This window comes from Terrabacter sp. RAF57 (assembly GCF_052113925.1).
In the GTDB taxonomy this organism is placed as follows: Bacteria; Actinomycetota; Actinomycetes; order Actinomycetales; family Dermatophilaceae; genus Terrabacter.
Map to the genome: position 1 here is coordinate 17,079 of NZ_JBFRDT010000026.1, position 26,860 is coordinate 43,938.

General features: G+C 69.9%; 25 protein-coding genes, 1 tRNA gene and 1 pseudogene. 14 read left to right on the top strand and 13 right to left on the bottom strand.

Features of this window, described 5'->3' with window-relative positions; translation table 11 throughout:
- Positions 1-35 precede the first annotated feature (35 nt).
- The 4 genes from moaC to AB4Y83_RS20480 all read left to right on the top strand — a co-directional run bounded on the left by moaC (position 36) and on the right by AB4Y83_RS20480 (position 2,842).
- Positions 36-461, top strand: coding sequence for a cyclic pyranopterin monophosphate synthase MoaC (gene moaC, locus AB4Y83_RS20465; protein ID WP_442298033.1), 426 nt, complete (start codon positions 36-38; stop codon positions 459-461).
- Positions 454-948, top strand: coding sequence for a MogA/MoaB family molybdenum cofactor biosynthesis protein (locus AB4Y83_RS20470; protein ID WP_442298022.1), 495 nt, complete (start codon positions 454-456; stop codon positions 946-948). Before moaC ends, AB4Y83_RS20470 begins: the two co-directional genes overlap by 8 nt.
- Positions 949-1,023: 75 nt before the next feature.
- Positions 1,024-1,656 (top strand): GNAT family N-acetyltransferase, encoded by a 633-nt coding sequence (locus AB4Y83_RS20475; protein WP_056777884.1) that lies wholly within the window; start codon positions 1,024-1,026, stop codon positions 1,654-1,656.
- A 70-nt stretch (positions 1,657-1,726) separates the two neighbouring features.
- Positions 1,727-2,842 carry a hypothetical protein gene (locus AB4Y83_RS20480; protein ID WP_442298023.1) on the top strand — a complete coding sequence of 372 codons (1,116 nt, stop codon included), beginning with the start codon at positions 1,727-1,729 and terminating at the stop codon, positions 2,840-2,842.
- A 258-nt stretch (positions 2,843-3,100) separates the two neighbouring features.
- Here AB4Y83_RS20480 and AB4Y83_RS20485 read toward each other — a convergent pair whose 3' ends face one another.
- Positions 3,101-4,336 (bottom strand): AI-2E family transporter, encoded by a 1,236-nt coding sequence (locus AB4Y83_RS20485; protein WP_442298024.1) that lies wholly within the window; start codon positions 4,334-4,336, stop codon positions 3,101-3,103.
- A gap of 139 nt (positions 4,337-4,475) precedes the next feature.
- On the opposite strand from AB4Y83_RS20485, the gene AB4Y83_RS20490 reads away from it, so the two are divergent.
- Positions 4,476-5,027: a hypothetical protein gene (locus tag AB4Y83_RS20490; protein WP_442298025.1), complete on the top strand. Its 552-nt coding sequence runs from the start codon at positions 4,476-4,478 to the stop codon at positions 5,025-5,027.
- Between the two features lie 33 nt (positions 5,028-5,060).
- Positions 5,061-5,933 (top strand): SDR family oxidoreductase, encoded by an 873-nt coding sequence (locus AB4Y83_RS20495; protein ID WP_442273770.1) that lies wholly within the window; start codon positions 5,061-5,063, stop codon positions 5,931-5,933.
- Positions 5,934-5,988: 55 nt separating this feature from the next.
- Here AB4Y83_RS20495 and AB4Y83_RS20500 read toward each other — a convergent pair whose 3' ends face one another.
- From AB4Y83_RS20500 to AB4Y83_RS20540, 9 genes are all read right to left on the bottom strand, one after another.
- The gene (locus AB4Y83_RS20500) at positions 5,989-7,146 is read right to left on the bottom strand and encodes an acetate/propionate family kinase (protein ID WP_442273771.1); all 1,158 of its coding nucleotides are present in this window, start codon (positions 7,144-7,146) and stop codon (positions 5,989-5,991) included.
- Positions 7,143-9,248 (bottom strand): phosphate acetyltransferase, encoded by a 2,106-nt coding sequence (gene pta, locus AB4Y83_RS20505; RefSeq protein WP_442273772.1) that lies wholly within the window; start codon positions 9,246-9,248, stop codon positions 7,143-7,145. Before pta ends, AB4Y83_RS20500 begins: the two co-directional genes overlap by 4 nt.
- Before the next feature lie 9 nt (positions 9,249-9,257).
- Positions 9,258-9,773 carry an OsmC family protein gene (locus AB4Y83_RS20510; RefSeq protein ID WP_442273773.1) on the bottom strand — a complete coding sequence of 172 codons (516 nt, stop codon included), beginning with the start codon at positions 9,771-9,773 and terminating at the stop codon, positions 9,258-9,260.
- 115 nt (positions 9,774-9,888) lie between these two features.
- Positions 9,889-10,719 (bottom strand): DUF72 domain-containing protein, encoded by an 831-nt coding sequence (locus tag AB4Y83_RS20515; protein WP_442298026.1) that lies wholly within the window; start codon positions 10,717-10,719, stop codon positions 9,889-9,891.
- A gap of 40 nt (positions 10,720-10,759) precedes the next feature.
- Complete coding sequence (locus AB4Y83_RS20520) at positions 10,760-11,839, bottom strand: sulfite oxidase (RefSeq protein ID WP_442298027.1); 1,080 nt, start codon at positions 11,837-11,839, stop codon at positions 10,760-10,762.
- 65 nt (positions 11,840-11,904) lie between these two features.
- Entirely contained in the window at positions 11,905-12,768 is an 864-nt protein-coding gene (locus tag AB4Y83_RS20525; RefSeq protein ID WP_442273775.1) for an enoyl-CoA hydratase/isomerase family protein, read from the bottom strand.
- Positions 12,769-12,789: 21 nt separating this feature from the next.
- Positions 12,790-14,199, bottom strand: a complete 1,410-nt coding sequence (locus tag AB4Y83_RS20530) for a Dyp-type peroxidase (RefSeq protein ID WP_442298028.1) — start codon at positions 14,197-14,199, stop codon at positions 12,790-12,792.
- 8 nt (positions 14,200-14,207) lie between these two features.
- Complete coding sequence (locus tag AB4Y83_RS20535) at positions 14,208-15,341, bottom strand: DUF4331 family protein (RefSeq protein WP_442273777.1); 1,134 nt, start codon at positions 15,339-15,341, stop codon at positions 14,208-14,210.
- Between the two features lie 28 nt (positions 15,342-15,369).
- Entirely contained in the window at positions 15,370-15,846 is a 477-nt protein-coding gene (locus tag AB4Y83_RS20540; RefSeq protein WP_156415619.1) for a hypothetical protein, read from the bottom strand.
- Positions 15,847-16,273: 427 nt separating this feature from the next.
- On the opposite strand from AB4Y83_RS20540, the gene AB4Y83_RS20545 reads away from it, so the two are divergent.
- From AB4Y83_RS20545 to AB4Y83_RS20555, 3 genes are all read left to right on the top strand, one after another.
- Positions 16,274-16,675 carry a PLDc N-terminal domain-containing protein gene (locus tag AB4Y83_RS20545; RefSeq protein WP_442273779.1) on the top strand — a complete coding sequence of 134 codons (402 nt, stop codon included), beginning with the start codon at positions 16,274-16,276 and terminating at the stop codon, positions 16,673-16,675.
- 120 nt (positions 16,676-16,795) lie between these two features.
- The gene (locus tag AB4Y83_RS20550; RefSeq protein WP_442273780.1) at positions 16,796-17,911 is read left to right on the top strand and encodes a peptidoglycan-binding domain-containing protein; all 1,116 of its coding nucleotides are present in this window, start codon (positions 16,796-16,798) and stop codon (positions 17,909-17,911) included.
- A 105-nt stretch (positions 17,912-18,016) separates the two neighbouring features.
- A tRNA-Ala gene (locus tag AB4Y83_RS20555) sits at positions 18,017-18,092 on the top strand.
- Positions 18,093-18,150: 58 nt separating this feature from the next.
- Here AB4Y83_RS20555 and AB4Y83_RS20560 read toward each other — a convergent pair.
- Genes AB4Y83_RS20560 through AB4Y83_RS20570 form a run of 3 tightly spaced genes read right to left on the bottom strand, consistent with a single transcriptional unit; the run spans position 18,151 to position 21,006 of the window.
- Entirely contained in the window at positions 18,151-19,233 is a 1,083-nt protein-coding gene (locus AB4Y83_RS20560; protein WP_442298029.1) for a tyrosine-type recombinase/integrase, read from the bottom strand.
- On the bottom strand, positions 19,230-19,442 hold the full coding sequence (locus tag AB4Y83_RS20565; protein WP_442298030.1) for a helix-turn-helix transcriptional regulator: 213 nt from the start codon (positions 19,440-19,442) through the stop codon (positions 19,230-19,232). Before AB4Y83_RS20565 ends, AB4Y83_RS20560 begins: the two co-directional genes overlap by 4 nt.
- Positions 19,443-19,461: 19 nt before the next feature.
- Positions 19,462-21,006 (bottom strand): replication initiator, encoded by a 1,545-nt coding sequence (locus tag AB4Y83_RS20570; protein WP_442298031.1) that lies wholly within the window; start codon positions 21,004-21,006, stop codon positions 19,462-19,464.
- Positions 21,007-21,682: 676 nt separating this feature from the next.
- Here AB4Y83_RS20570 and AB4Y83_RS20575 point away from each other — a divergent pair.
- The 5 genes and pseudogenes from AB4Y83_RS20575 to AB4Y83_RS20595 all read left to right on the top strand — a co-directional run.
- Positions 21,683-21,952 (top strand): annotated as a pseudogene (locus AB4Y83_RS20575) (ATP-binding protein); the annotation flags it as partial.
- A 1,112-nt stretch (positions 21,953-23,064) separates the two neighbouring features.
- On the top strand, positions 23,065-23,460 hold the full coding sequence (locus AB4Y83_RS20580; RefSeq protein ID WP_056824095.1) for a hypothetical protein: 396 nt from the start codon (positions 23,065-23,067) through the stop codon (positions 23,458-23,460).
- A 150-nt stretch (positions 23,461-23,610) separates the two neighbouring features.
- On the top strand, positions 23,611-24,627 hold the full coding sequence (locus AB4Y83_RS20585) for a peptidoglycan-binding domain-containing protein (RefSeq protein ID WP_162260592.1): 1,017 nt from the start codon (positions 23,611-23,613) through the stop codon (positions 24,625-24,627).
- Positions 24,628-24,635: 8 nt separating this feature from the next.
- A complete protein-coding gene (locus AB4Y83_RS20590; RefSeq protein ID WP_082622740.1) occupies positions 24,636-25,271 on the top strand; it encodes an ABC transporter ATP-binding protein in 636 nt (211 codons plus the stop codon).
- Positions 25,261-26,298, top strand: coding sequence for a hypothetical protein (locus AB4Y83_RS20595; RefSeq protein ID WP_157623356.1), 1,038 nt, complete (start codon positions 25,261-25,263; stop codon positions 26,296-26,298). The genes AB4Y83_RS20590 and AB4Y83_RS20595 overlap by 11 nt, the downstream gene beginning before the upstream one ends.
- Positions 26,299-26,860: the final 562 nt, after the last annotated feature.

The window sequence follows — 26,860 nt, forward strand, 5'->3', positions numbered from 1 at the left end:
GCCTGACCCACGTGCGCGCTGACGGCAGCGCCCACATGGTCGACGTGTCGGCCAAGGCCGTGACCGCCCGCGAGGCGAGCGCGGCGGGACGCGTCCTGCTCAGCGCCGACGCGGTCGCGGCGTTGCGCGCGGGGAACGTCCCCAAGGGCGACGCCCTGGCGGTCGCCCGCATTGCCGGCATCCAGGCCGTCAAGCGCACACCCGAGCTCATCCCGCTCGCGCACCCGATCGCCGTGCACGGCGTCGAGGTCGACGTGACGGTTGCCGACGACGGTGCCGACATCACGGCGACGGTGCGCACCGCCGACCGGACGGGCATCGAGATGGAGGCGTTGACCGCGGTGTCGGTCGCCGCGCTCGCCCTCATCGACATGGTCAAGGCCGTCGACAAGCACGGCCGGATCACCGACGTCCGCGTCACGGCGAAGTCCGGCGGCCGGTCGGGAGACTGGCATGAGTGAGGGTCCGGGCGTGGGCCGCCGGGCCGTCGTCGTCACGTCCTCGACCCGTGCCGCAGCCGGCGTCTACGCCGACAGTTCCGGCCCGGTCATCGTCGAGCGGCTCCGCGCCTGGGGCTTCGAGGTGGGCGAGCCGGTCGTCGTGGCCGACGGCGACGAGTTCGGCCTGGCGCTCCGCGAGGTCCTCGCGAGCGAACCGGAGCTCGTCATCACGACCGGAGGGACCGGCCTCACCCCGACCGACGTCACACCCGAGCAGACCGCACCCATGCTCGACCGGCTCGTGCCCGGCGTCGCCGAGGCGATCCGTGCCGCCGGCGTCGCCAAGGGGGTCCCGACGGCGATGCTCTCGCGCGGTCTCGTCGGCCTGGCCGGGCGCACCTTCGTCGCCAACCTTCCCGGATCGCGCGGTGGCGTGGCCGACGCGCTCGACGTGCTCGAGCCGGTCCTGGGCCACGCCCTCGACCAGATCCCCGGCAGTGACCACTGACGTGAGGACGCGGATCCGCTTGCGGCACTTCGTGATCCGACGTCGGCCGATCCCGGGGGGATCGTTCGGATGAGGATGCCGTGGCGCCCACACCGGGACGGTCAGGCCCGCTGGCCCGTGGTCCTGCGCGATGCCTCGTCCGAGCCCGCGATCGTGCTGCGGCCCCTGCGTCTGGACGACGAGCGTGACTGGCAGCGCGTGCGGCGCGACAACGCGGCATACGTCCAGCCGTGGGAGCCGACCCTCCCGCCGGGCTCGCCGGCGCGGACCCCGGTCTCGTTCCGGCAGTTCGTCCGCGACCTCGACACCGAGGCGCGCGCCGACCGCGCCATGCCGTGGTGCATCGAGGTCGGCGGTCGCATCGTGGGTCAGGTCCACCTCTTCGGGATCGTCCGCGCCGCGCAACAGTCGGGTGCGGCCGGCTACTGGCTCGACGAGTCCGTCACCGGACAGGGCATCGCGACCCGCGCCCTCGCGCTGGCGGTCGACCACGCGCTCGGCGCGGGTGGGCTGCACCGGGTCGAGGTCAACATCCGGCTCGACAACGTGCCCTCGCTGCGCGTCGTCGAGCGGCTCGGCCTGCGTGACGAGGGAGTGCGCGAGCGCTTCCTGCACATCGACGGCGCGTGGCGCGACCACCGCTCCTTCGCCGTCACGACCGAGGACCTGTGCGGATCGACTCTCACGGCTCGCCTGTCACAGGTGTAACACCAGCCTCTTGCGCGACACGCCCCGGATGTGCGGGGCCGTTACCGAACCGCGTCCTACCGTGGGTCACGTGCCAGTCAGCAGCCTCATCTTCGTCGTCATCGTGGCGATCTGGGCTGCCTATCTCGTGCAGCACTGGGCCCGCCGCCGCGAGGACGCCGCCGCGACCCGGTCGGTCGAGGGCTTCTCCGAGGCCATGCGAGTCCTCGAGAAGCGACCGGCCCTGCCGACCACGGCACTGAGCACCCCGCGCCCGCACTCGTATGCCGTCAAGCCCCCGAGCACCGGCCGTCCCACCGTCGACGTGAAGCGGGCCGTCCCCGCCGGCACGTCGCGCCGCCACTCTCCGCTCGTCGCACGTCGATCCGACGAGCGGGTGCTCGCGAGCTCGACCGTCGCATCGGGCTCCTCGTCAGACCTGAGCCAGACCGACCACGACATCGCCCCCTACTCCGCCGAGGTGGACCGCATGCCCGAGTCAGCGCGACCGACGAGCCACGCGGACCGGAGGCCGGCTCGACCCACGGCCCCTGCGCGGGTTCCGCTGGCACAGCGCCGCCTTCGCGCGGCGCTGCTCCTCGTCGCGGCCGCCTGGCTGCCGGTGTCCGTCGTGCTGACGGTGACCGACGTGCTCATGTGGATCTCCATCCCGTTCGCCGTGCTCACCGTCGCCGCCGTCCTCGTGTGGCTGCGGGCCGAGGCCCAGGCCGACCGCCTGCGCAGCAGCTCGGATGCGGGGGACCAGCGCGCTCGAGGTGGCCGGCGGGGTCGACGCCACAGCAGGTCCTACGACGCGCACGACGCGGCGCACCACGTGCCGCTCCTCTCGAGTGACGACACGCAGGTCATCCGCAGCACCGCCACGGCGGCGCCGTCGGAGGTCGTGGCGGTCTCGCAGGAGTCGCAGACCGTCGTCGCCCAGCACGTCGAGCCCGGCGTCTTCGACGTCCAGGCGCCGATCACGGGTGAGGTGCCCGTCGCCGTGGCCGCCGTCGAGCAGCCCGCCGAGGGCAGCTGGAGCCCCGTCCCGGTGCCGCGCCCGACCTACTCGCTCAAGGCCAAGGCCGAGCCGCGCTACACCGAGTCCGGCATCCCGGCCGACGTCTTCGACACGCCTGAGTTCGCGGAGGAGGCCGAGGAGCTCGACGACCGAGCCCTCTTCGCCCGCCGCGCCGTCTCCCAGTAGGACCGTCGATCCCAGCCACACCTGGCTCGAACGCATCCCCCGCCCCACCCAACCGCGCCACGGCGCACTCATGGGTGGCAACCTGGCCCCGGACCACGACCGAACCGCGCCACGGCGCGCTTCCGATGGCCGCCGCCGCGACGGGGGGGTGCAGCGACCGGGGCGCGTGGTGCGCATGTGGAAGCGGGGCCACTCGAGGGTTCGAGTGGCCCCATCGGTCACGGACGTCCGTCGTTCCGGGACGGCATACGGCGCCCGTCAGGCGTTGGCTGGGGCTCCGCCTTCGTCGGCCGAGGCAGCCATCTCCCGGTCGAGCTCGCCCTCCGACTCGTCGCTGAAGAGGTGCTTGCCCACGGCGTTGAGCACCGCGGCGAAGGGGACGGCGACGAGCGCCCCGACGATGCCGGCGATGATCGAGCCGGTCGCGATGGCGAGGATGACGGCGAGCGGGTGGACGCTGACAGCCTTGCCGAGCAGGAACGGCTGGAGCACGTGCGACTCGAGCTGCTGCACGCCGATGACGACGGCGAGCATGATGAGGGCGACGCCCGGGCCGTGCGCGACGAGCGCGAGCAGCACGGCGACGGCCCCCGAGAGCAGCGCTCCGACGATCGGGATGAACGCCAGGATGAAGACGAGGATGCCGATCGCGAACGCGAAGGGGACCTTGAGGATCGCGGCGCCGACCGAGATGCCGACCGCGTCGACGAAGGCCACGATCATCGTCGCGCGCACGAACGCGGACAGCTGGTGCCAGGCGATGATGCCCGAGGAGTTGACGCGGGGGCGGGTGGCGCGCGGGAAGAGCCGCACGATCCAGCTCCAGATGCGCGGGCCCTCGTAGAGGAAGAAGAAGAGCGAGAAGAGGGCGATGAACAGGCCGGCGATGAAGTGCGTCGCCGTGAGCCCGACCGAGGTCGCGGTGTCGCCGAGGTTGCCCGACTCGCTCACCTTGTCGCGGATGGTGTTGAAGTACTCGTCGAACTGCGCGTCGGTGATGTGGAACGACGTGCGCACCCAGTCGCGGATGCGCTCGAGACCGGTGGCGACCTGGCTCGTCAGGTCGGAGAAGCCGCTGCTGAACTGGGTCCCGACGAGGGTGAAGAGGGCCCCGATGAGCAGGATGGTGCCGAGCAGCGTGATGCCGGCGGCCGCCCCCGGCTTCATCCGGTGGTGCAGCCAGTTCGCGACGGGCCGCAGCAGGGCGGTCAGGAGGATGGCGATCGCAACCGGCACGACGATCTCGGAGACCGAGCGCACCGCGAGCGACAGCAGGTAGATGGCCGCGCCGATGAGCAGCAGGCGCCACGCCCACTCGCTCGCGACCCGGATGCCGGGTGGCACGGCCGCGGCGACGATCCCGGGCAGGTCCGCGGTCTCGGAACGGGCGTCGGCCCGCAGCGCGTCGCCGTCGTCGTGGGTGCGCACGGGCACGGTCGCGTCGGAGGGCATGCCAGAGGGCGTGCCAGAGGGCTCGGCATGGTTGTCGGTCACGACCACACCGTATGCCGCGTGGCCGCCCCCGCGGTGCATCACCCGCCGCTGAGCGGCAGCCCGGGCCCGGTCGTCACGATCGGGCATCAGTGCGCATCGCCGACCGTCGTCGTCGCCTGACGGCGGCGACACTCCGGTCATGACGACGTACTGGGAGCGGATGTCCCCGCTGCGGGAGACGGGGCGCCGTCGCCCGTCGAGGGGAGTGGGCATCGCCGTCACCGTCGTGACGCTGGTCGTGCTCGGCCTCCTCGTCCTCGCCGGGTTCGGGGTCTGGGCGTACGCCGACCACGACCGGATCGAGCTCATCGACCGACCCGACGTGGTCGCCGCCGTCGACGTCGGCTGCACCCGGCTCCGGGCCGGCCTGGCGGCCAGTCCGGTCGACGTGGGGTCACCGGCCCCGGTGAAGGTGGCGGCGATCGCGGCCCAGGACGAGGCGATCCGCGCGTTCGTCGCCGAGGTCCGCAGGCTCGACCCGGCCGCCAGAGCCGACGACCTCCCGGTCGACGACTGGCTGGCCGACTGGGAGTCGCTCGCCGTCGCTCGCGACGACGTGGCCGACGCGTTGCGGCGGGGAGGCCGTGCCTCGTTGGTCGTGCCGCGTGACGGGGGCGAGCCGATCACGCGGCGCATGGACGCGGTCGGCGTCTCCTGTGTCGACCTGTCGCGCCTCGTGCGCCGAACCTGACGTCGGCACCCGTCCCGTGCGTACGCTCGGGGGATGAGCGCAGACGCCACCAGTCCCCGTCCGACCCTCGCCGTCACCGGCTCGACCGGGTGGCTTGGTGGCCTCGTCGCCAAGGATCTCGCCGGCCGTGGAGTCGCCCAGCGGCTCCTCGTCCGTGACGTCAGTCGGGCGCCGGAGCTGCCGGGTTCCGTTGCGGCTCGGTGCAGCTACCGCGACGCCGACGCCGCCCGAGCGGCTCTCGAGGGTGTCGAGACCCTCTTCATGGTCTCGGCGGCCGAGAACGAGGACCGGCTCGCCGAGCACCGAGCCTTCGTCGACGCCGCCGCGGCTGCCGGGGTCGGACACGTCGTCTACGTCTCGTTCTTCGGAGCCGCGCCGGATGCGACGTTCACCCTGGCTCGTGACCACGCGGCCACGGAGCAGCACCTGCGCGACTCGGGCATGGCGTGGACGTTCCTCCGCGACAACCTCTACCTCGAGTTCATGGACCACATGGTCGGCGAGGACGGCGTCGTCCGAGGCCCCGCCGGCGACGGCCGGGCCGCCGTCGTCGCGCACGAGGACATCGCACGCGTCGCGGTCACCGTCCTGCTCGACCCCACGTCGCACGCAGGCGCGACCTACGCACTGACCGGGCCCGAGGCGCTGACGTTCGCCGAGATGGCGCAGGTCATCACCGAGGTGACGGGCCGCGAGGTGCGCTTCCACGACGAGACGGTCGAGGAGGCGTACGCGTCCCGCGCGGTCTACGGGGCCCCGGACTGGCAGGTGGACGCCTGGGTGTCGACGTACACCGCCGTCGCCGCGGGTGAGCTCGACGGCGTCAGCGGCGACGTCGAGCGGCTGACGGGTCGCCGGCCCACGTCCCTGCGCGAGTACCTCGAGGCCCAGCGCCCGTCGAGGTGAGCGCGGCACCCACGGGGGTGCCGACATCACCTCGAACCGGCGTGGAGGTGGGCGGTCAGCCGACGAGGTCGGCCGTCTGGCGGGCGATGGCGAGCTCCTCGTTGGTCGGCACGACCGCGACGACGACGCGCGACCCGTCAGGAGAGATGACGCGTGCCGCGCTCGAGCCCGACGCGTTGAGGTCCGCGTCGACCGTGATGCCCAGCTCAGTGAGCCCGTCGGCGACCGCAGCCCGGACAGGGGCGCTGTGCTGTCCGATGCCCGCCGTGAAGACGAGCACGTCGGCCCCGCCGAGGATCGCGAGGTAGGCGCCGACGTAGTGCTTGAGCCGGTGGACGAAGACGTCGAACGCGAGACGCGCATCCGCGTCCCCGGCATCGACCCGCTGCACGAGCTCGCGGAAGTCGTTGACACCGCTCAGCCCGAGGACGCCGGACTTCTTGTTGAGCAGGGTGTCGATCTCGTCGAGCGTCATCCCTGCCTCTCGGGCGAGGTAGGCGTGGAGCCCGGGATCGACGTCGCCAGAGCGGGTGCCCATGACGAGACCCTGCAGGGGGGTCAGGCCCATCGACGTCTCGACGGCCTGGCCACCGCGCACCGCGGACGCCGAGCACCCGTTGCCGAGGTGGAGGATCACCTGGCGCAGATCAGCGAGGGGGCGACCCAGCAGGTCGGCCGTCGCCTGCGCGACGAAGTGGTGCGAGGTGCCGTGGAAGCCGTAGCGGCGGATGGAGTGCTTCGCGGCGAGGTCGCGTGGCACCGCATACGTCGACGCCGCGGCCGGAAGGGACGAGAAGAAGGCGGTGTCGAAGACGGCCACGTGGGGCACGCCGTAGTGCTGCCGAGCGGCCTCGATGCCGATGACGGCAGCCGGGTTGTGCAGTGGCGCAAGGGCGCTCAGCGCCCTGATGCGGTCGAGCACGGCGTCGTCGATGACGACCGGCTCCGAGAAGTCGGGGCCGCCGTGGACGACGCGGTGACCCACGGCGCGGAGCGGCACCTCGTAGAGGTCGACTCCGTCGGCGTGCAGCTGGGTCGTCATCACCTCGAGTGCGGCCGAGTGGTCGGTGACGTCGCTGCCGGCCTCGCCGATGCGCTCGACGATCCCACCGGCGCGGACCTCGCCCGACTCCGGCACGACGAGCTGGTACTTGAGCGATGACGAGCCGGCGTTGAGGACGAGGACGGGCCTGTCGTGGGTGGACTCCGTCACTGGCCGGCTCCCTGCTGCTCGGTCGAGACGCCCTGCGCCTGGACGGCGGTGATGGCGACGGTGTTGACGATGTCGTCGACGAGGGCGCCGCGGGAGAGGTCGTTGACCGGCTTGCGCAGACCCTGGAGCACCGGGCCCACCGCGACGGCGTGCGCGCTGCGCTGCACGGCCTTGTACGTGTTGTTGCCGGTGTTGAGGTCGGGGAAGACGAAGACCGTGGCGTGGCCGGCGACGTCGGAGTCAGGCATCTTGGCCCGACCCACGACGGGGTCGATGGCGGCGTCGTACTGGATCGGGCCGGCCAGCGCGAGATCCGGTGCCCGCTGGGCGATGAGCTCCGTTGCGGCACGGACCTTCTCGACCTCGGCGCCGGCGCCGCTCGTGCCGGTCGAGTAGGAGAGCATCGCGACCCGCGGCTCGATCCCGAACTGCTGCGCGGTCTGCGCCGAGGAGATCGCGATGTCGGCGAGCTGCTCGGCCGTCGGGTCGGGGATCACCGCGCAGTCGCCGTAGACGAGCACCCGGTCGGCGAGACACATGAGGAAGACGCTCGAGACCGTCTTGACCCCGTCGGCGGTCTTGACGAACTCGAGCGCCGGACGGATCGTGTGCGCCGTCGTGTTGACGGCGCCGGACACCATGCCGTCGGCGAGGCCGAGGTGCACCATCATCGTGCCGAAGAACGAGATGTCGGTGACGACCTCCCGGGCGCGCTCGACGGTCATGCCCTTGTGGGCCCGCGCGGCGGCATACTCCTGCGCGAAGCGCTCGACGAGGTCGGCGTCGGTGGGGGAGACGACGGTCGCGGCGTCGAGGTCGAGCCCGAGCGCCGACCCGCGGGCCCGCACCTTCGTCTCGTCGCCGAGCAGCGTCAGGTCGGCGACGCCTCGTCGCAGCAGCACGTCAGCGGCCTCGAGGATGCGGTCGTCCTGGCTCTCGGGGAGCACGATGTGCTTGCGGTCGGAGCGAGCCCGCTCCATGAGCTGGAACTCGAACATCAGCGGCGTGCGCACCTCGGAGGCCGAGACGTCGATGGCGGTGAGCAGGGCGGCCTGGTCGACGCTCTCGGAGAAGAGCCGGCGTGCCGTCTCGATCTTGTTGCGCGATCCCTTCGTCATCGGTCCGCGCACCTGCATGAGCCGCTCGGCCGTGCGGAAGGTGCCGTCGTCGGTGAGGGCGATCGGCAGGTCCTGCTGAACGCCGGCCGACAGGCGCGAGATCGTCTCGGGGATCGGGTAGCCGCCGGTGAGGATGATCCCCGCCAGGGTCGGGAAGGTGCCGGACTGGTGGGCTAGCAGGAGGCCCGGGATGAGGTCGGTGCGGTCGCTCGGCGCGATGACGGTGACGTCCGGGCCGAGCCGGGCGAGCACGTTGGGCAGGCTCATGGCCGCGACGACGAGCCCGAGACTGTCACGGTCCATCCACGACTCGCTGCCGAGGACGAGCCGTGCCCCGATCGCGTCGGCGAGGGCCCGGAAGCTCGGCGCGGAGAGGAGCGAGTTCTCGGGGATCGCGGCGGTGACCGGGAAGGGCAGGGTGCCGAGCACGGCCCGCACCTCGTCGAGGTCGGCCGGGTCGACGCGGTTGGCGACGACGGCGACGGTCTGGGCGTGGTTGGCGCGCAGCTCGGTGATGGCACTGTCGGCGGCGACGCGGATCTGGTCGGGCGTGCGGTCGCGGCCGTGCACGACGAGCACGACGGCCGAGCCGAGGTTGGCGGCCACCCGCGCGTTGAAGGACAGCTCCGTGCCGGTCGAGACGTCGGTGTAGTCGGAGCCGAGCACGATGACGACCTCGAAGCGCGCGCTCAGCGCGCCGAACCGCTCGACGATGACGTGGAGCGCCTCGTCGGGGTCGTCGTGCGCCTGGGCGTAGGTGACTCCGAGTGCCTCCTCGTAGGTCTGCTCGACGCCGGGCTGGCTGACGAGCATCTCGACGATGTGGTCGACCTCGTCGTCGGGACCGGTGCCCCCGAGGGTCGTCAGCGGGCGGTAGACACCGACCGACCCGACCTCACGCAACAGGGCGTCGAGCAGGCCGAGGGCCACGGCGGACTTGCCTGTCAGCCCCTCGGGCGAGGCGACGTAGACGCTTCGGCTCACGCGACGAACCTATCGGTCCCGCGGCGCCCGGCGCCGCACCTCGATCGTCGGTGGCTCCCGGAGCGACTGGCCGACGACGCAGTAGCGCTCCGTGGCGGTGGCGAGCCGTTGCAGGGTGGCGTCGTCGGCGTCCGTCGTGACCTCGGCGACGAGCCTCGGGCCAAGGACCCCGACCGGTGCCGTCCGGTCGACACCGAGCGTGCCGCGCGCGTCGAACGTCGCCGCCGCCCGAACCTCCACCTCGCCCAGGTCGACGCCGAACGCGACCGACACGGCGTGGAGCGTCACCCCGGCGCACGCGACGAGCGCCTCCATGAGCATGTCGCCCGAGCACGCATCCGACCCGTCGCCGCCCGTGGCCGGGTGCAGCCCGGCGCGGACCGCCCCCGCGGCGGTGCGCACCTCGACCGTGACCGGCTCGCCGAAGACGGCGCTCGCCGACACCGGGTGCAGGGCCGCGCCCGGGTCCTCGCGGTAGCGGGCCTTGAGAGGCTCCTGCGCGGCCCGGAGCTCGTCGCGGTTCACGCCGCCTCACCCGCGTGCTGCTCGGTCATGACTGTCTCCCGTCGTCCGAGGACTCTCGTGACGACACCGTATGCCGCGTGGTCTCCGCGCGGACGCATCGACCTACGTCCACGGCTCAGGCGACCGTGGACAGCCCGAGCCGCCGGACGAGGCCCACCGCGTCGTGCGGCGCGTGCCCCCTGGCGTCGTTGTCGAAGTAGACGTGGACGTCGTGCCCCTGCTCCATCCAGTGGTGGCAGGTTCGCGCCCACCGGTCGAGGGACTCGTCCGTGTAGCCGCTGGCGTAGAGCTCGGTCTCGCCGTGCAGCCGCACGTAGCGGAAGTCGCTCGTCGCGTCGTCCATGACGGGCCACGTGCCTGCGCTGTCGGCGATCACCATGGCGACGCCGTACTCAGCGCAGAGCGCCCGGGCCTCCTCGGTGTCGAAGCTGTCGTGACGCGGCTCGAGGGCGTGCCGCATCGGGACGTCGACCTCGCACGTCGTCAGGATGCGGCCCTCCTTGAGCTTGTCGTCGTGCTTCTCGGCCAGCCGCGCGGCCTCGCCCGTCGAGCGTGGCAGCAGCTGGAGGAAGCTCCGGACGCGGTTCGGGTCGAACTCGATGCGGGCCGGCAGCTGCCACAGCACCGGGCCGAGCTGGGGGCCGAGCGCGAGGACCCCGCTCGCGAAGAAGTTGGCCAGCGGGGTCTCGACGTCGCGCAGCGCCTTCATGTGGGTGATGAAGCGCCCACCCTTGACCGCGAAGTTGACGTCGTCGGGCACGGCAGCCCGCCACGCGGCATACGAGCTCGGACGCTGGAGGGAGTAGAAGGAGCCGTTCACCTCGATCGACGTCATCCGCTCGGCGGCGTACGTCAGCTCGAGTCGCTGGGGAAGACCCTTCGGGTAGAAGTCGCCGCGCCACGAGGGGTAGCGCCAGCCGGAGACGCCGATCCTTGCGTGGGGCATGTCCGTCCCTTACCCACGAGGCGGCCGCGGGTGCTCGCGGTCAGCGCACGTCGACGTAGGACACCTCGACGGCGTTGTTCCCGTATCCGAGCCGGTTCCACGGTGGGACGTCCGGCTGCTCGTTGCCTGCGGCGTCGGTCGCCTTGGCGCGGATGCTGTACCGCCCCGGGAGGGCGACGTCCCACTCGTAGGCCCAGCTCTGCCACTGGTGCGGACCCTGGGGGGCCTCGACCACGGCAGGGCTCCAGTCACCTTCGCCGGTGAAGCTGAGGTCGACGTTCGTGACCGGCCCGGTGCCCGACCAGGCCTTCCCGCGGATCACGTGGGTGCCCGGCGTGAGGACCGCCCCCGGCGCCGGGTCGGTGACGCGTGCCCGCACGCGCATCGTCGTCACGCGCTCGTGGGGACGATCCGGCCACTCGTACACGTAGTGCCCGGTCTGGAACTCGYCCTCGAACGGCTCCGTGACGACGTCGATCCTCTTGAGCCACTTGACCGAGGCCACGGCGAACCAGCCCGGCACGACGATCCGGAACGGCGCCCCGTGGTCGCGACCGAGCGGGCGTCCGTTCATCTCGTAGGCGATGAGGATCTCCGCCGCCGGGTCGAGAGCGTGCTCGAGGGTCAGCGAACGGACGAACGTCAGGTCGGACTTCACGGTCTGGGCGAGCACCGGGTTGAGGAGGTAGGAGCCGCTGTCGGCGCCCTCGAAACGGACCTCCACGCCGGCGGGGTCGGGCTGCGTCCGCTCGAGCACGTCGCGCAGCCAGGTGCCCGTCCACACGGCGGTGGAGACGGCATACGCCCCCCATGGCTCTCCCGCGGGCAGCGGCCGCGTCTCGAGCCGGCCGTTCCCCGCGCACTCGAGCGTGACGGCTCGCTCGACGGACGGCAGGGCGCGCAGGTCTTCCAGCGTCAGCGTCGTGGGAGAGCCCACGGCGCCACCGATCTCGAGCGTGCCGTCGTGCTCCGGCAGTGCGAAGTTGCTGCGCACGTAGTGCTGCTCCGTCGGGGTGGTGTCGCCCGTCAGCCCTTCGGGCGGGGCCTCGGCGTTGAACGGCTGTTGATGGATCATCGTCAGCGCGGACCGGGCTCGTCGGAGACTGTCGTCAACCAGCATGGTGGGCTCCTCGTCGATCAGGGGGTCGAGCAGGGGGTCGAGCAGGGGTGTCGATCACGGGTCGGTCAGTAGTCCGAGTCCTGGAAGTGGGGGTCTCGGTTCTCGTTGAAGGCGCCGATCCCTTCGACCCGATCGGGGTGCACGGCGGAGCGCCAGTGGGCGTCCATCATGATCGCGACGGCTTGCTCGATCGGCTGTCCCTCACCCAGGTGAACCGCACGTTTGACGGCCTGGACGGCGGTCGGCGAGTTGCTCGCGATCTTCTCCGCGATGGCCAGCGCGCGAGACATGAGGTCCGCCTGCGGGTGCAGCTCGTTGACCATCCCGATCCGGTGGGCCTCGTGCGCCGTGACGGGGTCTCCGGTCAGGAGCATCTGCAGGGCCCGTCCCCGTGGTAGGAGGCGGGGGAGCAGCGCCGGTGAGCCGCCTCCGGCCGAGAGCCCGATCATGGCCTCGGGTTGGCCGAAGGTGGCGTTCTCCGACGCGATGATGAAGTCCGTGCTCTGGGCGATCTCGGAACCGCCGCCGTACGCGATCCCGTTGACGACGGCGAAGATCGGCTTGCGGAGCTGGCGGAGTGTGTAGAGGGTGCGGTCGAAGTCCTGCCGCTGCCGCAGCCACTGCTCCTTCGTCATGCTCTGGCGCTGGCGCAGGTCGCTGCCGACCGAGAAGGCCCGCGCACCGGCGCCGGTGATCATGGCGACGCGGATGGCGGGCCGGACGGCGATCGTCTCGAGCACCTCGGTCAGGCGTGCGCCCATCTCGGTCGTGATGGCGTTGTCGGCGAGAGGCCTGTTCAGGGTGATCACGGCGACGCTGTCCCCGGCCACGTACTCGACGAGCACGGAGGGCTCGGCCGCGTCCTCGTCGGGGGGAGGCGGCGCGAAGTCAAGGGCCTTCCAGCGGTCGGTGCCGGTCGTGTCGGACATGCGCTCTCCTCGTTCGGTTGGTCAGCCTTCAGGGAGCTCGGAGAGCCACCGCAGCGCTCGCAGCCCCGGGGCGAAGCAGTACTCGCCGCCCCGGGTGACCACGAAGGGCGGCACGTCCGGCAACCTGCGACGGATGGGGTGCTGCGGGATGGTGAAGGCGCCGGACCCGTCGGTCGCCCCGACGAGGGGGTCCTTCTCGGCGGGCGCGCCGATGAAGATCCCGTCGTTGAGCCACTGCGTCTTGACGAACTCGAACTGGCGCTTGAGGTGGGCCCCGGCGAAGACGAAGATGATGCCCCGGTCCTCGCCGTCGTCCTCGAGGACACCGTCGGGCAGCATCGGACCGTAGCTCGTACCCCGGCGGATCATGCGGTGCAGTCGCACGTCGACGCTCATCTCGTGCTCGAGTGAGTCCCTCGGGTTGGCGCGTCGGGCATGGGCTCCGGCGGGGCACTTGAAGCCGCGCAGGTCCGAGGTGTAGCCGAAGTCGTTGTTGCGACCGGCGTCCCTGCCGAGCCCGGGGTCGTCCTCGTCGGGGGAGAGGACGAGCGGCGCGCCGCTCTGCCATCGCCCGACCATCTTGGCGCCGAGCAGAGCCTCCTCCTCACGCGTCGTCGCCTTGTCGCGGAGGTACTGGCGGTAGGCGGCGACGCGGGTGTGCAGCTTCCTGAAGACGATGTACGTGCCGTTGCGGCCGAGGACCTCCGGGGTCGGCACCGGGGCGAGGCCGCCGGTCTCGTCGGGGTAGCCGAGGATGAACTCGCCCGCCTTGATGGGTGGCTCCCCGCGGTTCGTGGTCGGCGTCCCGACTCCTTCCACGGCGGGCTGCCCGATTCCGTCCTTGAAGCCGAACGACGTGCGTCCGGTGGGCAGCTGGTAGCAGTCCTGGCGCCAGATCACCTCGACGCCCGGGATCTCCTCCTGCGCGTGGCGGGCCCGGGCGACCACCGTCTCGAGGGTGGCGGCATCAGGGGCGAGAGCGGCCAGCGCGACGTGCACGTCACGGGTGCCCAGAGGCTTCTCCCAGTGCTCAGGGCTGCTCGCGCCGACGTCACCGAGCTCGGCCGCGCGGGCCGCCATCCCCTCCCGGAACTCCGGGGCGAAGCTGTCCAGGGACTCCTGCGGGACACCGAGCACCCTGAGGCCCTCGTAGGTGAACGCCACGGTCAACCAGGCGCCGGACCGCGGTGCTGCGGAGGCCGGCCCCGGCTCCAGGAGAGGGAGCAGCCGTCGGATGAGCTCCCGCCCGTCGGCGGCCTCGTGGATCTGGAGGAGCAGGTAGGTGCCGACGTACGGCGACGGCCGCTCGTAGAGGGCGCCGCCCTGGATGTCGTCGATCTCGAGCGGGAGCCCCGCGGGCGCACCGGTCGTCTCGGCGGTGCCGGCCCCCGGGGAGGCGCTCGTGATGGAGGCAGGCGTCGGCGGGTTCACGGCCCGACCTAGATGTGGGCCGGCGGCACGGGTGGCTCCGGGTTCGGGTCGGCGAGGTACGGAAAGGAGGTCGAGGCAGGCATGCTCGCCCCATCGACGCCGTCGCTGACGGCGGGCCCGAGGCCGGCGGTGACGAGCAGGGTGAAGATCGTGTCCATCACGTCGTCGTTGAGGGCGCGCCCACCGCAGGTGCGGTGCGCCTCCCCGTTCATCAGCGCTCGCTCGATCTCGAAGAACGTGCCACGCTCCGCGTACGGCTTGCTGACGTCGACGACGAGGAAGTCGTCGAGCATGACCCCGCGCAGGGCATGCGCTCCGCTCTCGTCGACCGACCAGTCCGTCTTGCCGTCGAGGCCGTCCCAGAAGGCGAGGTTGGCGTCCAGTCGAGCCCGGTAGGCGCCCTTGTACCCCTCGGCGAGGTGGAAACCGTCCTCCATGTTGTAGAGGTCGCGGATCTCGAGGTCGCGGTTCACCTGGTCGAACTGCTTCGGCGCGAGCATGAGGTTCTTGACCTCGGGCCGGCCGACGCGCTCGATGCGGACGTTCAACCTGCCGCGGGTCAGGGTCTCCGCGATGACGCCCACGAGAGCGGCATCCGCGCCCAGGAGGGTGGCCACGTCGAGCTCGAGGACGATGCTGAGGACGTTCTTGCCGTCGAGGAAGATGGTCCCGGGCTGCGCGAAGCTGAGCTCCCCGGTGGCGATGGTCTTCAACGCGGCAGGAGCGTCCATGAAGAACGGGTCCCAGCGGACGCCGGCGAAGACGCGCAACGGGTCGGTGGAGCCGCCGCTCCGCTCCCCGGCACGGAACGACTGGCTGACGCCGCCCGAGGTGCGGACCACGCCGTCCTGCGCGTGCGGATCCTCCGCGTCCGGCTCGTCGAAGACGACGTCGACCGTGACCTCGCGCTCGGCGATGTCGAACAGTCTGGGGCCGCCGCCGCCGGCGCGGGCCGCGAGCTGGCGCAGGCGGAACCGGTAGATGAGCCCGTCCGAGAAGTGATCGCCGGGCTGGGCGAACGGCAGCGTGTTCATGACGAGCACCAGACGTCCGGGCCGCTGCGGGCTCGGGAAGGCGTACACGTCGGTGATGTCGGCGATCGGCTCGGCCAGCGCGCGCGGGCCGGAGATGTGGTCGGACATGCATACGCTCCCGAGGTAGGGCTGTCGACTAGTCCGCGGCCACGTCGAGCAGCGGTCGCAGCGCTGGGTGCTGCAAGGCGTCGGCTGCCCCGGGGTCGTCGAGGACCTCCTGGAACGCGTCGTTGACCGTGATGGCCTTCCGGATCTGCTTCACCGTGCCGCCGTAGTTGCGGGCGTAGCCTCCGGCGGTCTGCTGGGCACTGAGGATGAAGTCCTTGACCGCCTGCAACGACGGGAGTCCCTCGTAGCCCACGACGTGCTGGAAGATCGAGTCGAACAGCTTGAGCGGCTTCGACGCGAAGTCCTCCATGTACGCGTCCCAGGGGCCGTCGAAGCTCGTGGCGAAGAGAAGCCGCGTGTCGTCGTCGAAGGGGACGAAGCGTGCCTCGTGGATGGAGGCGATCGGCATCTCGTAGTCGCCGGGTCGGTAGCCGGGCGCGTCCTGCAGGTCCCGAAGGGCCTGGTGGAGAGCTTCACCGTGTCCCGGCTTGACGTGGAAGAACAAGCTGAACTCGCTGGTGGGGCCGACGCTGACTCCCGGCCTGGAACTTGTGTCGGAACCCATCACCGATGCCCTGTCTCTCGTGTGGCTTCTGTCCGGTGTCGTGCTGCCCCGAGCGAACGATGTCATTCGGTCCACTCGCCGCCCGGGGCCCCACGAGAGCCCTCCCACCGATCCCACCGTCACGGTTGAGCGCGAGGTGAACATCACCCCCAAAGTATGAAAGAGCACGTGAGATGGCAGCCCCGGACAGCACGTCGGGGGGAACGTGAGGCCGGGCACGCTTGGGAAGGCCGGCAGCTCCAGGCGGTTTTCGTCGGAACGGTTCACCCTCAGCGGTTGAGGCACCTCGCCGGTTCCGTGGGCAGGCTGAGGTCAACGGCGCACGTCAGCGCCCTGATCATCGCCACACCGCACCGAGGGGACTGACATGGACAACATCACGAACAACTTCTGGGACGTTCTGCTGTGGAGCTTCTGGTTCTTCATCTGGATCGCCGCGATCACCGTGTGGTTCCGCTGCATCTTCGACCTGTTCCGTGACCGCGAGCTCAGCGGATGGGGCAAGGCCGGCTGGGCCGTTCTGCTCATCCTCGTGCCCTGGTTGGGCGCCCTGATCTACCTCATCGCCCGTGGGCGCAGCATGACCGAGCGTCAGATGACGGAGATGGCCCAGATGAAGGCCCAGCAGGACGAGTACATCCGTCAGGCGGCCGGCTCGCAGGCGGCGGAGAGCCCGGCGGCCCAGATCGCCAGCGCGAAGGGGCTGCTCGACTCCGGGACCATCACCCAGGACGAGTTCGACGCTCTCAAGGCCAAGGCGCTGGTCTGACGTGGGTGAGCTGCCGTGCTGCCCCTGACCGGCCCGTCCGACACCTCCGAGCGCACGGAGGTCGGAGGGCGTCCATCCGGCGCGCGCCGCCGGAGTCGGGTCCGCGTCGGGGGCTGCGCGGTGGCGATCGTGCTGGCCCTTGCGGCCTGCAGCACCGGGACGGCACTGCCCGATGCGCGGGTGTCCGTCAAGGAGCAGGCGCTGGCCAAGGCACGGACGGACGCCGCGGCGGCAGCGGCGCACTTCTGCACCACGGCGGCCGACTACGTCACGGCGGTCGACCGCTACGGGGACGTGCTGACGGCGACGGCCCCGACGGTGGGGGACGTGCAGACGGCAGGTGCCGACCTCGAGCAGCCGCGTGCGGACGCCACGGCAGCCGCCACGGCCGCGGTCGACGCCCGGGCGGCGGTGGTGACGGCAGAGCAGGAGCTGGCGGCCGCCCAGGCAGCCGCGGCCGCGGGGAACACCACGGCTGGGTCATCGTCGAGCGCCACGACCCCGGCGGCGAGCCAGAGCCCGACACCGACCGTGCCGCCGGCGACGGTGAACCGGGTCACGCAGGCCGAGACGGAGTTCACGGCAGCTCAGGAGGGCATCGGCGCTCAGACGCCCCTGCGCCAGGCCTCCCAGCAGTTCAACGCCGCGGCAGTGGCGCTCGAGATGTCGTGGCTGGCCCTGTTCGCCGACGCAGGCTGTCTGACCGACGAGGCGCAGAAGTCCGCCCAGACGGCGGTGCACGACTACACGGCCACGCTGCAGAAGTCCCTCAGCGAGGCCGGGTACTTCACCGGCAAGGTCGACGGCGTGTACGGGCCGTCGACGGTCGACGCCGTGCAGGCGCTGCAGAAGGCCCACGGACTGCCGGTCACCGGCACGGTCGACAAGGCGACGCAGGAGGCCCTCCAGTCCGACCTGCAGACGAAGGGAGGCGCGGCCGCGCAGGAGGAGCTCGCGTCGACGGCCGCCGTGCAACAGACCCTCAAGCTCGCCGGCTTCTGGGACGGTCCCGTCGACGGACGGTGGACACCTGCCCTGACGGAGGCGCTCCAGAAGTTCCAGGCCGAGCTCGACGTCCCTGCCACCGGGACGGTCGATGCCGCGACGGTCGCCGCGCTCGAGAAGGCCATCGCCGAGGCCGGCAAGCCGACGCCTTCGCCCAGCCCTTCTGGGACTGAGACGTCCACGGCGCCGACGCCGTCGGCGGCGACGCCGAAGGCGTCCTCGACGTCCTAGTCGCGGTGCTTTGCCGGCGCTGGGTGCCGACGATCCACCACGATCTGCGGGCGCGGGTCGATTGGGTATGCCGGTCGGCGTGGTGTTATCGTTCCTTCGCACCAAGGGGCTGTGGCGCAGTTGGTAGCGCGTCTCGTTCGCAATGAGAAGGTCAGGGGTTCGAATCCCCTCAGCTCCACCAGACAGAAACCCCGTCCCACCTGCGGAAACACGCCGCGAGGGGCGGGGTTCTCTCTTTGTCATCCGCCCGTCTCCTGCCGATGTGTCCCCCCGGTGTCCCCCGGGGTCACATTGAGCCTCGCCAGACCGGCCAGATCGGCACCCGTTCCGAGGAAGTGCAGGTAGCGGTTCGTGGTGCCGATGGACTCGTGACCCATCCACGCCTGGACGGTCCCGGGGTCGACGCCACGGGCCAGCCAGAGGCACGCCGCGGTGTGGCGCAGGTCGTGGATCCGACGCCCTCGACCGGTCGTCGGCCACTGCAGGGTGCGCAGGACCGCCGACCGGTGCAGCTGCGACCCACGCTCGGTCGTCAGGACCAGGTCGCCGGGAGCCTTGCCGGCGCACAGGCCCAGGACGATCGGCAGCACGCGGTTGGCGAGGGGGACGCGCCGGGACGACCTGCCCTTGGTCGACTTGACCGCGCCGCCCTCGGGTTGCGACCGGCGCACGAGAAGACCAGGCGTCGGGACTTCGACGACGTCGGCCACTCGCAGCGAGCGGGCCTCCGCCCAGCGCAGACCTGTCCAGGCCAGGACGAGGAGGATGTCGGCGAGGCGTGGCGAGGCCGCGTGCCACGTCGCGTAGACCTCCTCGAGCTCGGCCTCGCTGAAGGGGTCCATCTCGTCGGCCTCGTCGGACTGCCGCGGCACCCGCACCCCGGTGACCGGGTTGGCCAGGATCAGCTTCTCGCGCACGCACCAGCTGAAGAAGGACGACAGGCTGGCGCGGTACCGAACGACCGACCCCTCCGCGAGACCGACAGCCAACAGCGCCTCGAAGGAGCGGGCGACCTCACGTCCGGAGACCGCCGACACCTGGAGGGCCAACATGCTCGTCGGCATGAGGCGCGGCAGGTCCTGATCGGCGCGGTAGGTCTTCGCGGCCACGGTGACCCGCCGGACCTGGAGCCACCGCTGGACGAGGGGCCTGACCCGTTCACGACCGGCGCGCGGGTCGACGCCGCCGGCCAAGGCTGCTCGCTCCCGGTCGAGCCACGCCTTGGCCTCGCGGCGGGTGTCGAAGACCTTGCTGGCGACGCCCACCCGCCCGCTCTTGAGCCGAGCCCGAAAGCGACCGTTGGGCATCTTGCTGATGCTCATGCCGCCATCCGTTCGAGCCACTTGGTCACGTCCTCGGGCCGGTAGCGCGGGGCGCACGGCGACAGCCACACGACCCGCGGGCCGTGTCCCGTCTGGCGCCAGCGGCACAGCGTTGCCGGTGAGACCTGCAGCGCGACTGCTACCTCGCGAGAGGTCAGCAGCACCGGGAGGGGCGGGGCCTTCTCCTGCTTTGGCTGGTCTGGTTCCATGTCCGAACTCCTTTCTCTGTCAGCCGTTCTGGTGTTTGCTCGCTGCCCGTTCCTGTGCGTACTCGCGTGCCCGGGCGGCAGCGGCCTTGGCGAGCTCGGCGTCGCCGTCCGTGTCCCAGCCGGACCCGGCGTAGGTCCAGTGGCCGACGACGAGGGTGGTCTCGGTGTCATCGTCTTCGAGGAGGTCCTCGAGCTCCCGGGCATCGAGGGCGCGTCCCTCGCGGGTGGCGGTGGCGAGGCGGCGCTGGAACCGGACGCGGGCGCGGCGCAGCCGTCCGAGGGTGACGCTGTAGCGGCGGGACTTGGAGGAGAAGTGGCCGCGGAAGCCAAGCATGTGGGCCCACTTGCCGAGCAGCGCGTAGGGATACTCGGCCATCGGTGCGTCGGTGGCGGCCGCTTCGAAGCGCTGCCGGTCGACGGTCTGGGCGATCGTCGAACGAAGCCGGTGCAGGTGCGGGCTCGTCGTGTCGGTCGAGTCGGTCGCGGACTTCGTCGCGTACTTCGCGAGGTAGCCGGCGACCTGCTCGGCCTCGAGCTGCCTCTCCGGATCGTCGGTTCGATGGGCGTCACGGACCGGTCGCGCGTCGACCTGGCTGCCGAACCGGAGCCGACGGACGAGGTCCCCGCCGAACAGGGGCGGGGCGTCGAACCACACCGAGGCGGCGGCAGTCTCGATCGCAGTCGAGAGCAGGGCCGCGGTGATCCCGGCCGGGGCCGGCGCGTGCGAGTCGTCGTCGGTGGCCTTGCCGTCGACGCGGACGAGGGCGTGGAAGTGGACCAGGCCGCGCAGCTGGTACTCGGCGACCCTGGCGAACTGGACGGTCGCGATCTTCGCGAGCCGGTCCGCGCTGATCCCAAACATCCGCGCCAGGACACGGCGCAGGGCGATGGTGAACCGGCGCCACAGCTCCGGCGCCCACCACTGCCACACGATGTGCGAGGCGTAGTCGTAGCAGTCCCCGCACAGGGGCTGCCCGAGCATCGGGTCACCCTCAACGTGCGTCGCATGGCAGACCGCCGGCCGGCCATGCGCGCACCGGTCCGGCTGGTCCTTACCTCGGTAGGGGCGGCAGCGGCGACCACTCCTCGTGCCGTGCACCTGTCCGAAGGACGGCGCGGTGAGGGTCGCGAACACGAGCGGGTTCTCCGACACGGTGCCGGGGACGCCTTTGCCGCCGACGACCCCGGCCCGGATCAGGTGGAAGGTGTCCGCGGCGTAGATGCGCGAGCAGGAGGGACAGTCGGCGGAGCGTCGGTTGCCGCAACGGACGTGCAGCACCCCGAGCGGACTGTCGGCTGAAGAGAACGAGGCCAGGACCTCACCCGTGGCTACGTCGATGGTCTGCGATGAGCCATGCAGCCGAATCGGTCTGGCGCAGTGACCAACCCGGGAGGCGGCCTCGGACCAGGCGTCGAAGTCCCGCGACAGCAACCGGGCCAGGACCTGGGCCTCGGTCGCCGCGTCGAGATGGCCCAGGTCCAGCGGATGACCCTCCGCGGCTGGATGTTCGATGGGGCGCAAGGGCAGGGCACCCCAGAGGCGGTCGCGTGTTTCCCGGGTCATGACGGCCACCCCCTTCCCTAGCGGTCCGGGTGGGTGTGCCGTGCAGCTGATGCAACCCCGCGGCTGCACGACACACCCGGTCCGAAAGGGCGGCCATTAAGCTGGTTGAGAAGGAGAGCCGGCGCCGCGGGGGTTGCTCACGCGCCGGCCACGTAAAGAGATCACGAAGAAGATCGCGGACTAGAAGATGCGTGTCTTGTGTGTGGCTGCTATTCGTGTGGATGGCCTCTGGCCGGGGTGGGGAGCCGACCCCCAGGGCATCAAGCCCGCAGTTTTTGTCAGTTCAGGTCTTTTGTGTGGTGTGTCCGCACTCACCACCATCCACGCCCAGGGCGCCGAACCACGAAGAAACACGCCGCGTGTCGCGCGGTCGAAGTTTCACCCACATGCCGATGACAGTGCGTTCGCTCAGTTCCCGCCGGTCGATGTCCCGCTCGGGTACGGTCAGCTGGGCCGGCCGCCGGTGTTGGTGATGGCTGCGGGCTACTCCCGGATGCTGTTCGCGGTGATGATCGCCTCGCGTCAGGCCGCCGACCTGAGCCGCAACTATGCCGACGCTCGCAGGCCCCCGGCGTCGTGGACCGCTTCACCCTTCAGGCTGCCCACCGCCGGCCAGCGTGCCCCTCGGCATAGTCGCGTTGTCGGTATAGGTCGAGCTATGCGGACATCCGCATAGCTCGACGAGGTCGGCTACATCCCCTTCGAGCCCGAGGCCGCGACCTGTTCTTCCAGCTCGTGTCCTCCCGCTACGAACGAGCCGCGCTGATCGTCACCAGCAACAAGCCCTTCGGCCGCTGGGGCGAGGTCTCGCGACGACGTCGTGGCCGCCGCGATGATCGACCGGCTCGTCCACCACGCCGACGTCGTCAACCTCAAAGGCGACTCCTACCGGCTCAAGAACCGCGACCTTGGCCGCGTCCCTACGCCCCTGGGAGCCGAGGACTGACATGACCAACAGGGAAAAGGGCCGATTTCACCCGTCGCAAAGGGGGTTCGATTTCAGCCGCCGTTGACACGTTGTCCTCGGCGCTCGTCGACCCTCGCCGACCGCTTCCATCGGAGATCTCGAGATCCTGCCTCAGTGGGGGACTGGAGATCATGTGGGTCATTTGGGTGTCCTTTCGCCGACACTCACTGACTGTCCAGGCGTCAGGCAATTGCTCCGGACGTGAGATCGTCTGGAGCGGCCGATACACCGGCGTTAGCGAACGCCGGTCGTGTGCACCGGGCGCGAACGGGACCTGCCGTCACGGCCCCAGCACCCCGGCCGTCAAGTCGGTCCAGCGTCAACCGACTTCACCGCGCTCGGGTATCCGCTCCGTGCCCTCGATCTCACTGTCTTGGAGGCATGAGCCGCCCGAGCAAAGCCTCGACGGCAGGCCCTCCCCCTGGGCCGCACCACCTCGTCTTACCGAAACCACACCACAACAGCGCCACATCCGGCGGCAACGCACTTTGGAACGGGGACCCTGAGAACTACCTGAGAGGTTGCTGGACGCAACTGGGTGCCACTGCTAGCCTGCTCCAAGCACAGGGGCCGCCCAAAGAAATCGGCACAAGGCTGGACGGAGCAACGATGCCTCGTATTGCACATTCAGGTTTGGCGCTGGCATGCGGAGCCGCGCTTGCGGTCGCGCTTGCGGTCGCGCTTGCCGCACCCGCACATGCTGGTTCTACTTCAAGAACCTGTGGCAATTCCGCCGTCGTTGTCGGGTTCACTGAGAACAACGGCGGGGGCACCTACGACGATGCCCCGAATACCTGCGGGGTGCTCGGAGTTCGAGTCAACTACGCCCACATCGGTGGGTCGAGCTGGACCGCGTGGAAGTACTGCGCGTATGGACAGGGCGGTGTCAGCCAAATCCTCTCCGGAACGAACCCCTTTAGGGCCCAGCACTCGACCTCCGTTGGCCCCCTCTCCTTTTACTCCACTCTGTAGATGCAATGAAACCAGTAATATGGCGCTCCGGACTCGTGCTTTTGATCGCCATGCTGTCGGGATGCTCCTCCCCCTCCGTGGAGGAGCCAACAGCGAGTGCTGGTAACGCTCTCCACGGCATGGACCTGTCCCTGGCGTCCGAGGCGCAAGCCGCCGAGATCAGGGACAACAAGGTCGACGCCAGCGAGTACAGAGCCGCTTTCCAGCGTTTCCGCGAGTGCCTGAGCGCGGCTGGTTACGAACTGGGTCAGGTCGAACTAAAGCACGCGATGTACGAGTTCGCGATGCCGGACGCTGCCGTTCAGAGCGGCGCCGAAAAGAAGTGTTACCACGCCGAGTTCAACTTCGTTGACATCCTGTGGCAGACGTCGGATGGAGTGCAGAACGGTTCGCAGGAAACACAACACCTGCGTGACTGTCTGCGGAAACGCGGCGTCGAGCCCGGTGACACGCGGGCGAAGGTGGACATGCAGATGCGCGAAGAAGGGGTCACTCTTCGTGATTGCTTTCGCTAGCGGGCCTGCCCCGGTTGCTAGGATCCGCGGATGAGCGCCCGTCGTCGAGCCCGCCCAAGATTCAGGTCTTGGGCGGGCTCTTGGGTGCCGGTTGTGGTTCTCGTGACCTTGTGGGCCGTGCCGGTGGCGGCTATCGCTATAGCTGTCCCGTTGGCGAGCAAGCGCGAGGTTGCCAGCGTTGCACCGGACGAGCCGTCCCTGGTCAAAGTGGGGAGCCGTAGCACGGACTACCGCACCTCCGTACTCGTAAATATCGAGCTGAAGCAGCTCGGCGAGGTGCGATCGCCCGTGGCCGGAATTGTCACCAGCATCGCCCAAGATGCTGGCCCGATTCAATCGGGTGAGGAACTTTTTGCCGTTGACGGCGTGCCGGTCCTGGCGCATCGCGGCCGAACGCCTCTGTACCGAGAGCTTCGATCTGGCGAGACGGGGCCTGAAGTGGCCCTGCTGAGCCAATTCTTGTCGGATGCCCGCTTACTCGACCGGCGGAAGGTGAGCGGCACCTTCGGGCCGACGGTGAAGGCCGCTGTCACGGGCTTGCAGAAGCGGCTGCGCGTGCCTCAGGACGGCGTGTTCCGGCCAAGCTACGTCGCTTTCGTGCCGAATTCCGCGACAGCCATTGGCGAAGCCTCTGTGACCCTCGCCAGTCCGGTTGCCGTCGGTGACCCAGTCCTTGGCCTAGCACCGACGCCAACGGACATCTCGATCACACCCGCGAGCCAAGGCTCGTCTCTAGCGCCGCTGCAGAAGGGGGCGCTCACCCTGACTTTCGGCGACCGAGAGATAGCCATGTCTGGTCTGAAGCCGACCGCTGGAGAGTTGACCGCCGTCTACACCAGCCTGCGCGAGGCCGTTACTACCGGCGCTGCGCAGATGACCGGAGGTGGCGGCGGAGGCGCGCCGGAACAATACGTCGGCGGCCTGATCAGGCTCTCACGCGCCCAGGAACGTGCCGTCGTGCCAAGCACTGCCGTCTACATGACGATGTCTGGCGCCCAGTGCCTCTTCCGCCTGGAGAGGGGGACTTGGAATCCCTTGCCCTTGGGGACGTTGCGGGGCGCCGCGGGCGAGCTGGGCGTCGTGGTCGTGGACTCGGCTTTGGTGGACGACCAGGTTGCTCGGGATCCTCTCAGCCTCCCCGCAAACGTCCTCGCCGGGTGCACGTGAGCTCACCTATGCAGATCGAGGTTCTCGATGCAGCGGTGCACTTTGGCAACCGCATCGTGTTCTCTGGGTTGACTACGCATTTTGCTTCAGGCCAAGTGACCGCCCTCGTCGGTCCCTCCGGGAGCGGCAAATCGACACTGCTCGCCGCCCTTTCCGGCTACCAGTCGCTCAGCGCCGGATGCATCGAGTTTCACGGTTCAGGCCCCGCACCCTTACCTCCGGACCCGAGCCGTGTTGCCTGGGTGCCCCAAGGTTCTAACGCCCTAGCTCGTCGAAGCGCCCTGGAGAACGTGGCCATCGCCCCCTTAAGCTCCGGCGCACGACTCAGCGACGCGCGGGAGCGAGCAGTCGAGGCCCTGGAGCTCGTTCATCTCGGTGACCGGCTTCAACAGCAGGCGCGCCGGCTTTCAGGAGGCGAGTTGCAGCGGCTTGCGCTCGCTCGCGCCTTGGCCTCGGGCAAGGAGCTGATCCTTGCCGACGAACCGTCCGCCAACCTTGACGCGACCAACACTGAGTTGATCGCGCAAATCCTCCATGAGCTCAGAGCTCGCGCCACAATCGTAGTGGCAACGCACGACCCCATCCTCGTCAGTTCGGCCTCAGCCGCCGTCCATCTTCGGACCCTGGAAAACCATGGCAACTGACCGCTGGCGCCCGCACCTGCTCATCCGCGAGGCATTCAAGAATGTCTTCGGAGCTGGGTCGCGCATGTTTCCTGTCCTTGCGCTCGCCGTACTCGCCGGCTCCGGTTCAAGTGCCTTCATACTCGTCGAAACCGAATCACTGCGGAAGGAAGTTCAGGCCCTCGCGGACGACGGACACAACGTCCTCACCTTCTCTGCGTTGAAGCCCGAAGAACCAACCCTCATCTCTCGAGCCTCATGTGAGGCGCTTGCGACACAGTCCGGGGTCCGGGCTGCCGGGGTTCTCGAACCAGAGCGGGAGCTCAACGTGCTTCCAGTGGGCAACCGCCTCCCTGCCCAGCGGGCCAGCATCACCCTATTCCCCGAATTGAAGGACGCCGACCTGCTCGTCGGACCCAAGCTATCCGATCATGCGTCCGGAGGCTTCGTCGTCCGCATCGGTGACGAACCAGCAAAAGCCGTGGTTGCGGAGCCACACGCAGAAGGTCTAGGCACTGGCTTCGGCATCACCCTCCCGCCCCGGGCCAGTGCGAGCACAAGCGAACATTGCGTAGTCATCCTCGATCCCTTCGCAGACGCGCAAACGACAAGGGACGCCCTCGCCGCACAACTACACACGAGCGGGAACGCGGTGACGTCCACCGAATTGCTAGTGCCGACCAATGACCCGGTGGACACGTACCTCAAGCGCCCGAGCCGCTGGCTTCCCCTACTTCTTGGAGCGCTGGGCGCCTTGGCCACAGCAATCAGCACTCGCCTCCGTGCAAGCGAAATTGCCGTTTACCGCATGTCCGGCACATCCGCCACCTCGGTCGTGTCCCTGCTGACCGTGGAAGCACTACTGATCGCAGGAACCGCCGCAGCCTCGGCCGCGACGGCGTCCGCTGTCCTGGCAAAGGGGCACCTGGACGCGACGGTTCCCGTGGTTTGGGGCTTGGCTATGGCGGGCGTTTGGACGCTCACTTCTATCGTCGCCTCGCTCGACCTCGCGGTGCGCAGTCCTAACGATCTAGCCAAGGACCGTTAGCCCCGGGTCTTCCCCCGGTCGCTGACAAGCAGATGACGGTGGCAAGCAACGCTTTGTGCAAACCAGGGGCCAGAAGGTTCCGGAGGCTCACCTTCAGCGCGGCCCGAAGGGCAACGACGAAGCCGCCGACGGGCTCGCCAACCTCGTGCCGCTCCGGGCCCGCTGCCCACGAACGCGTGACCTTGCCCAGCCGCAATGGTCGCCTTCGACTACGACGAAGCCGTCAATGGCTTGATCGGTAGGCCGTTCTCAGTGCTGAACTCTTGACGCTCCACCTGAGCCAGAAGGGGTGTCTGGCACTAGAGCGTTCACTTGACCGGCGTTGACCGGCTGCGCAGGTGCGTTCGTGCCGTCCCGCCGAGCCCCGGAACACACACTGCGGCCCCGATGTACCGAGGACCGTCAGCCAACATCCGGATCTCATGGGTTCTAGCCGAGTGCCTGGCTGTGCTGGGAGGCTCGGTTCCGGTAGCGGCTGGCGGGTCAGCACTCTCCGAATCTGATCCTGCGAGGTCTTGCGGCAGACCGTGCGCCCGCCAGTCGTGAGGAGGCGGTGACCGCT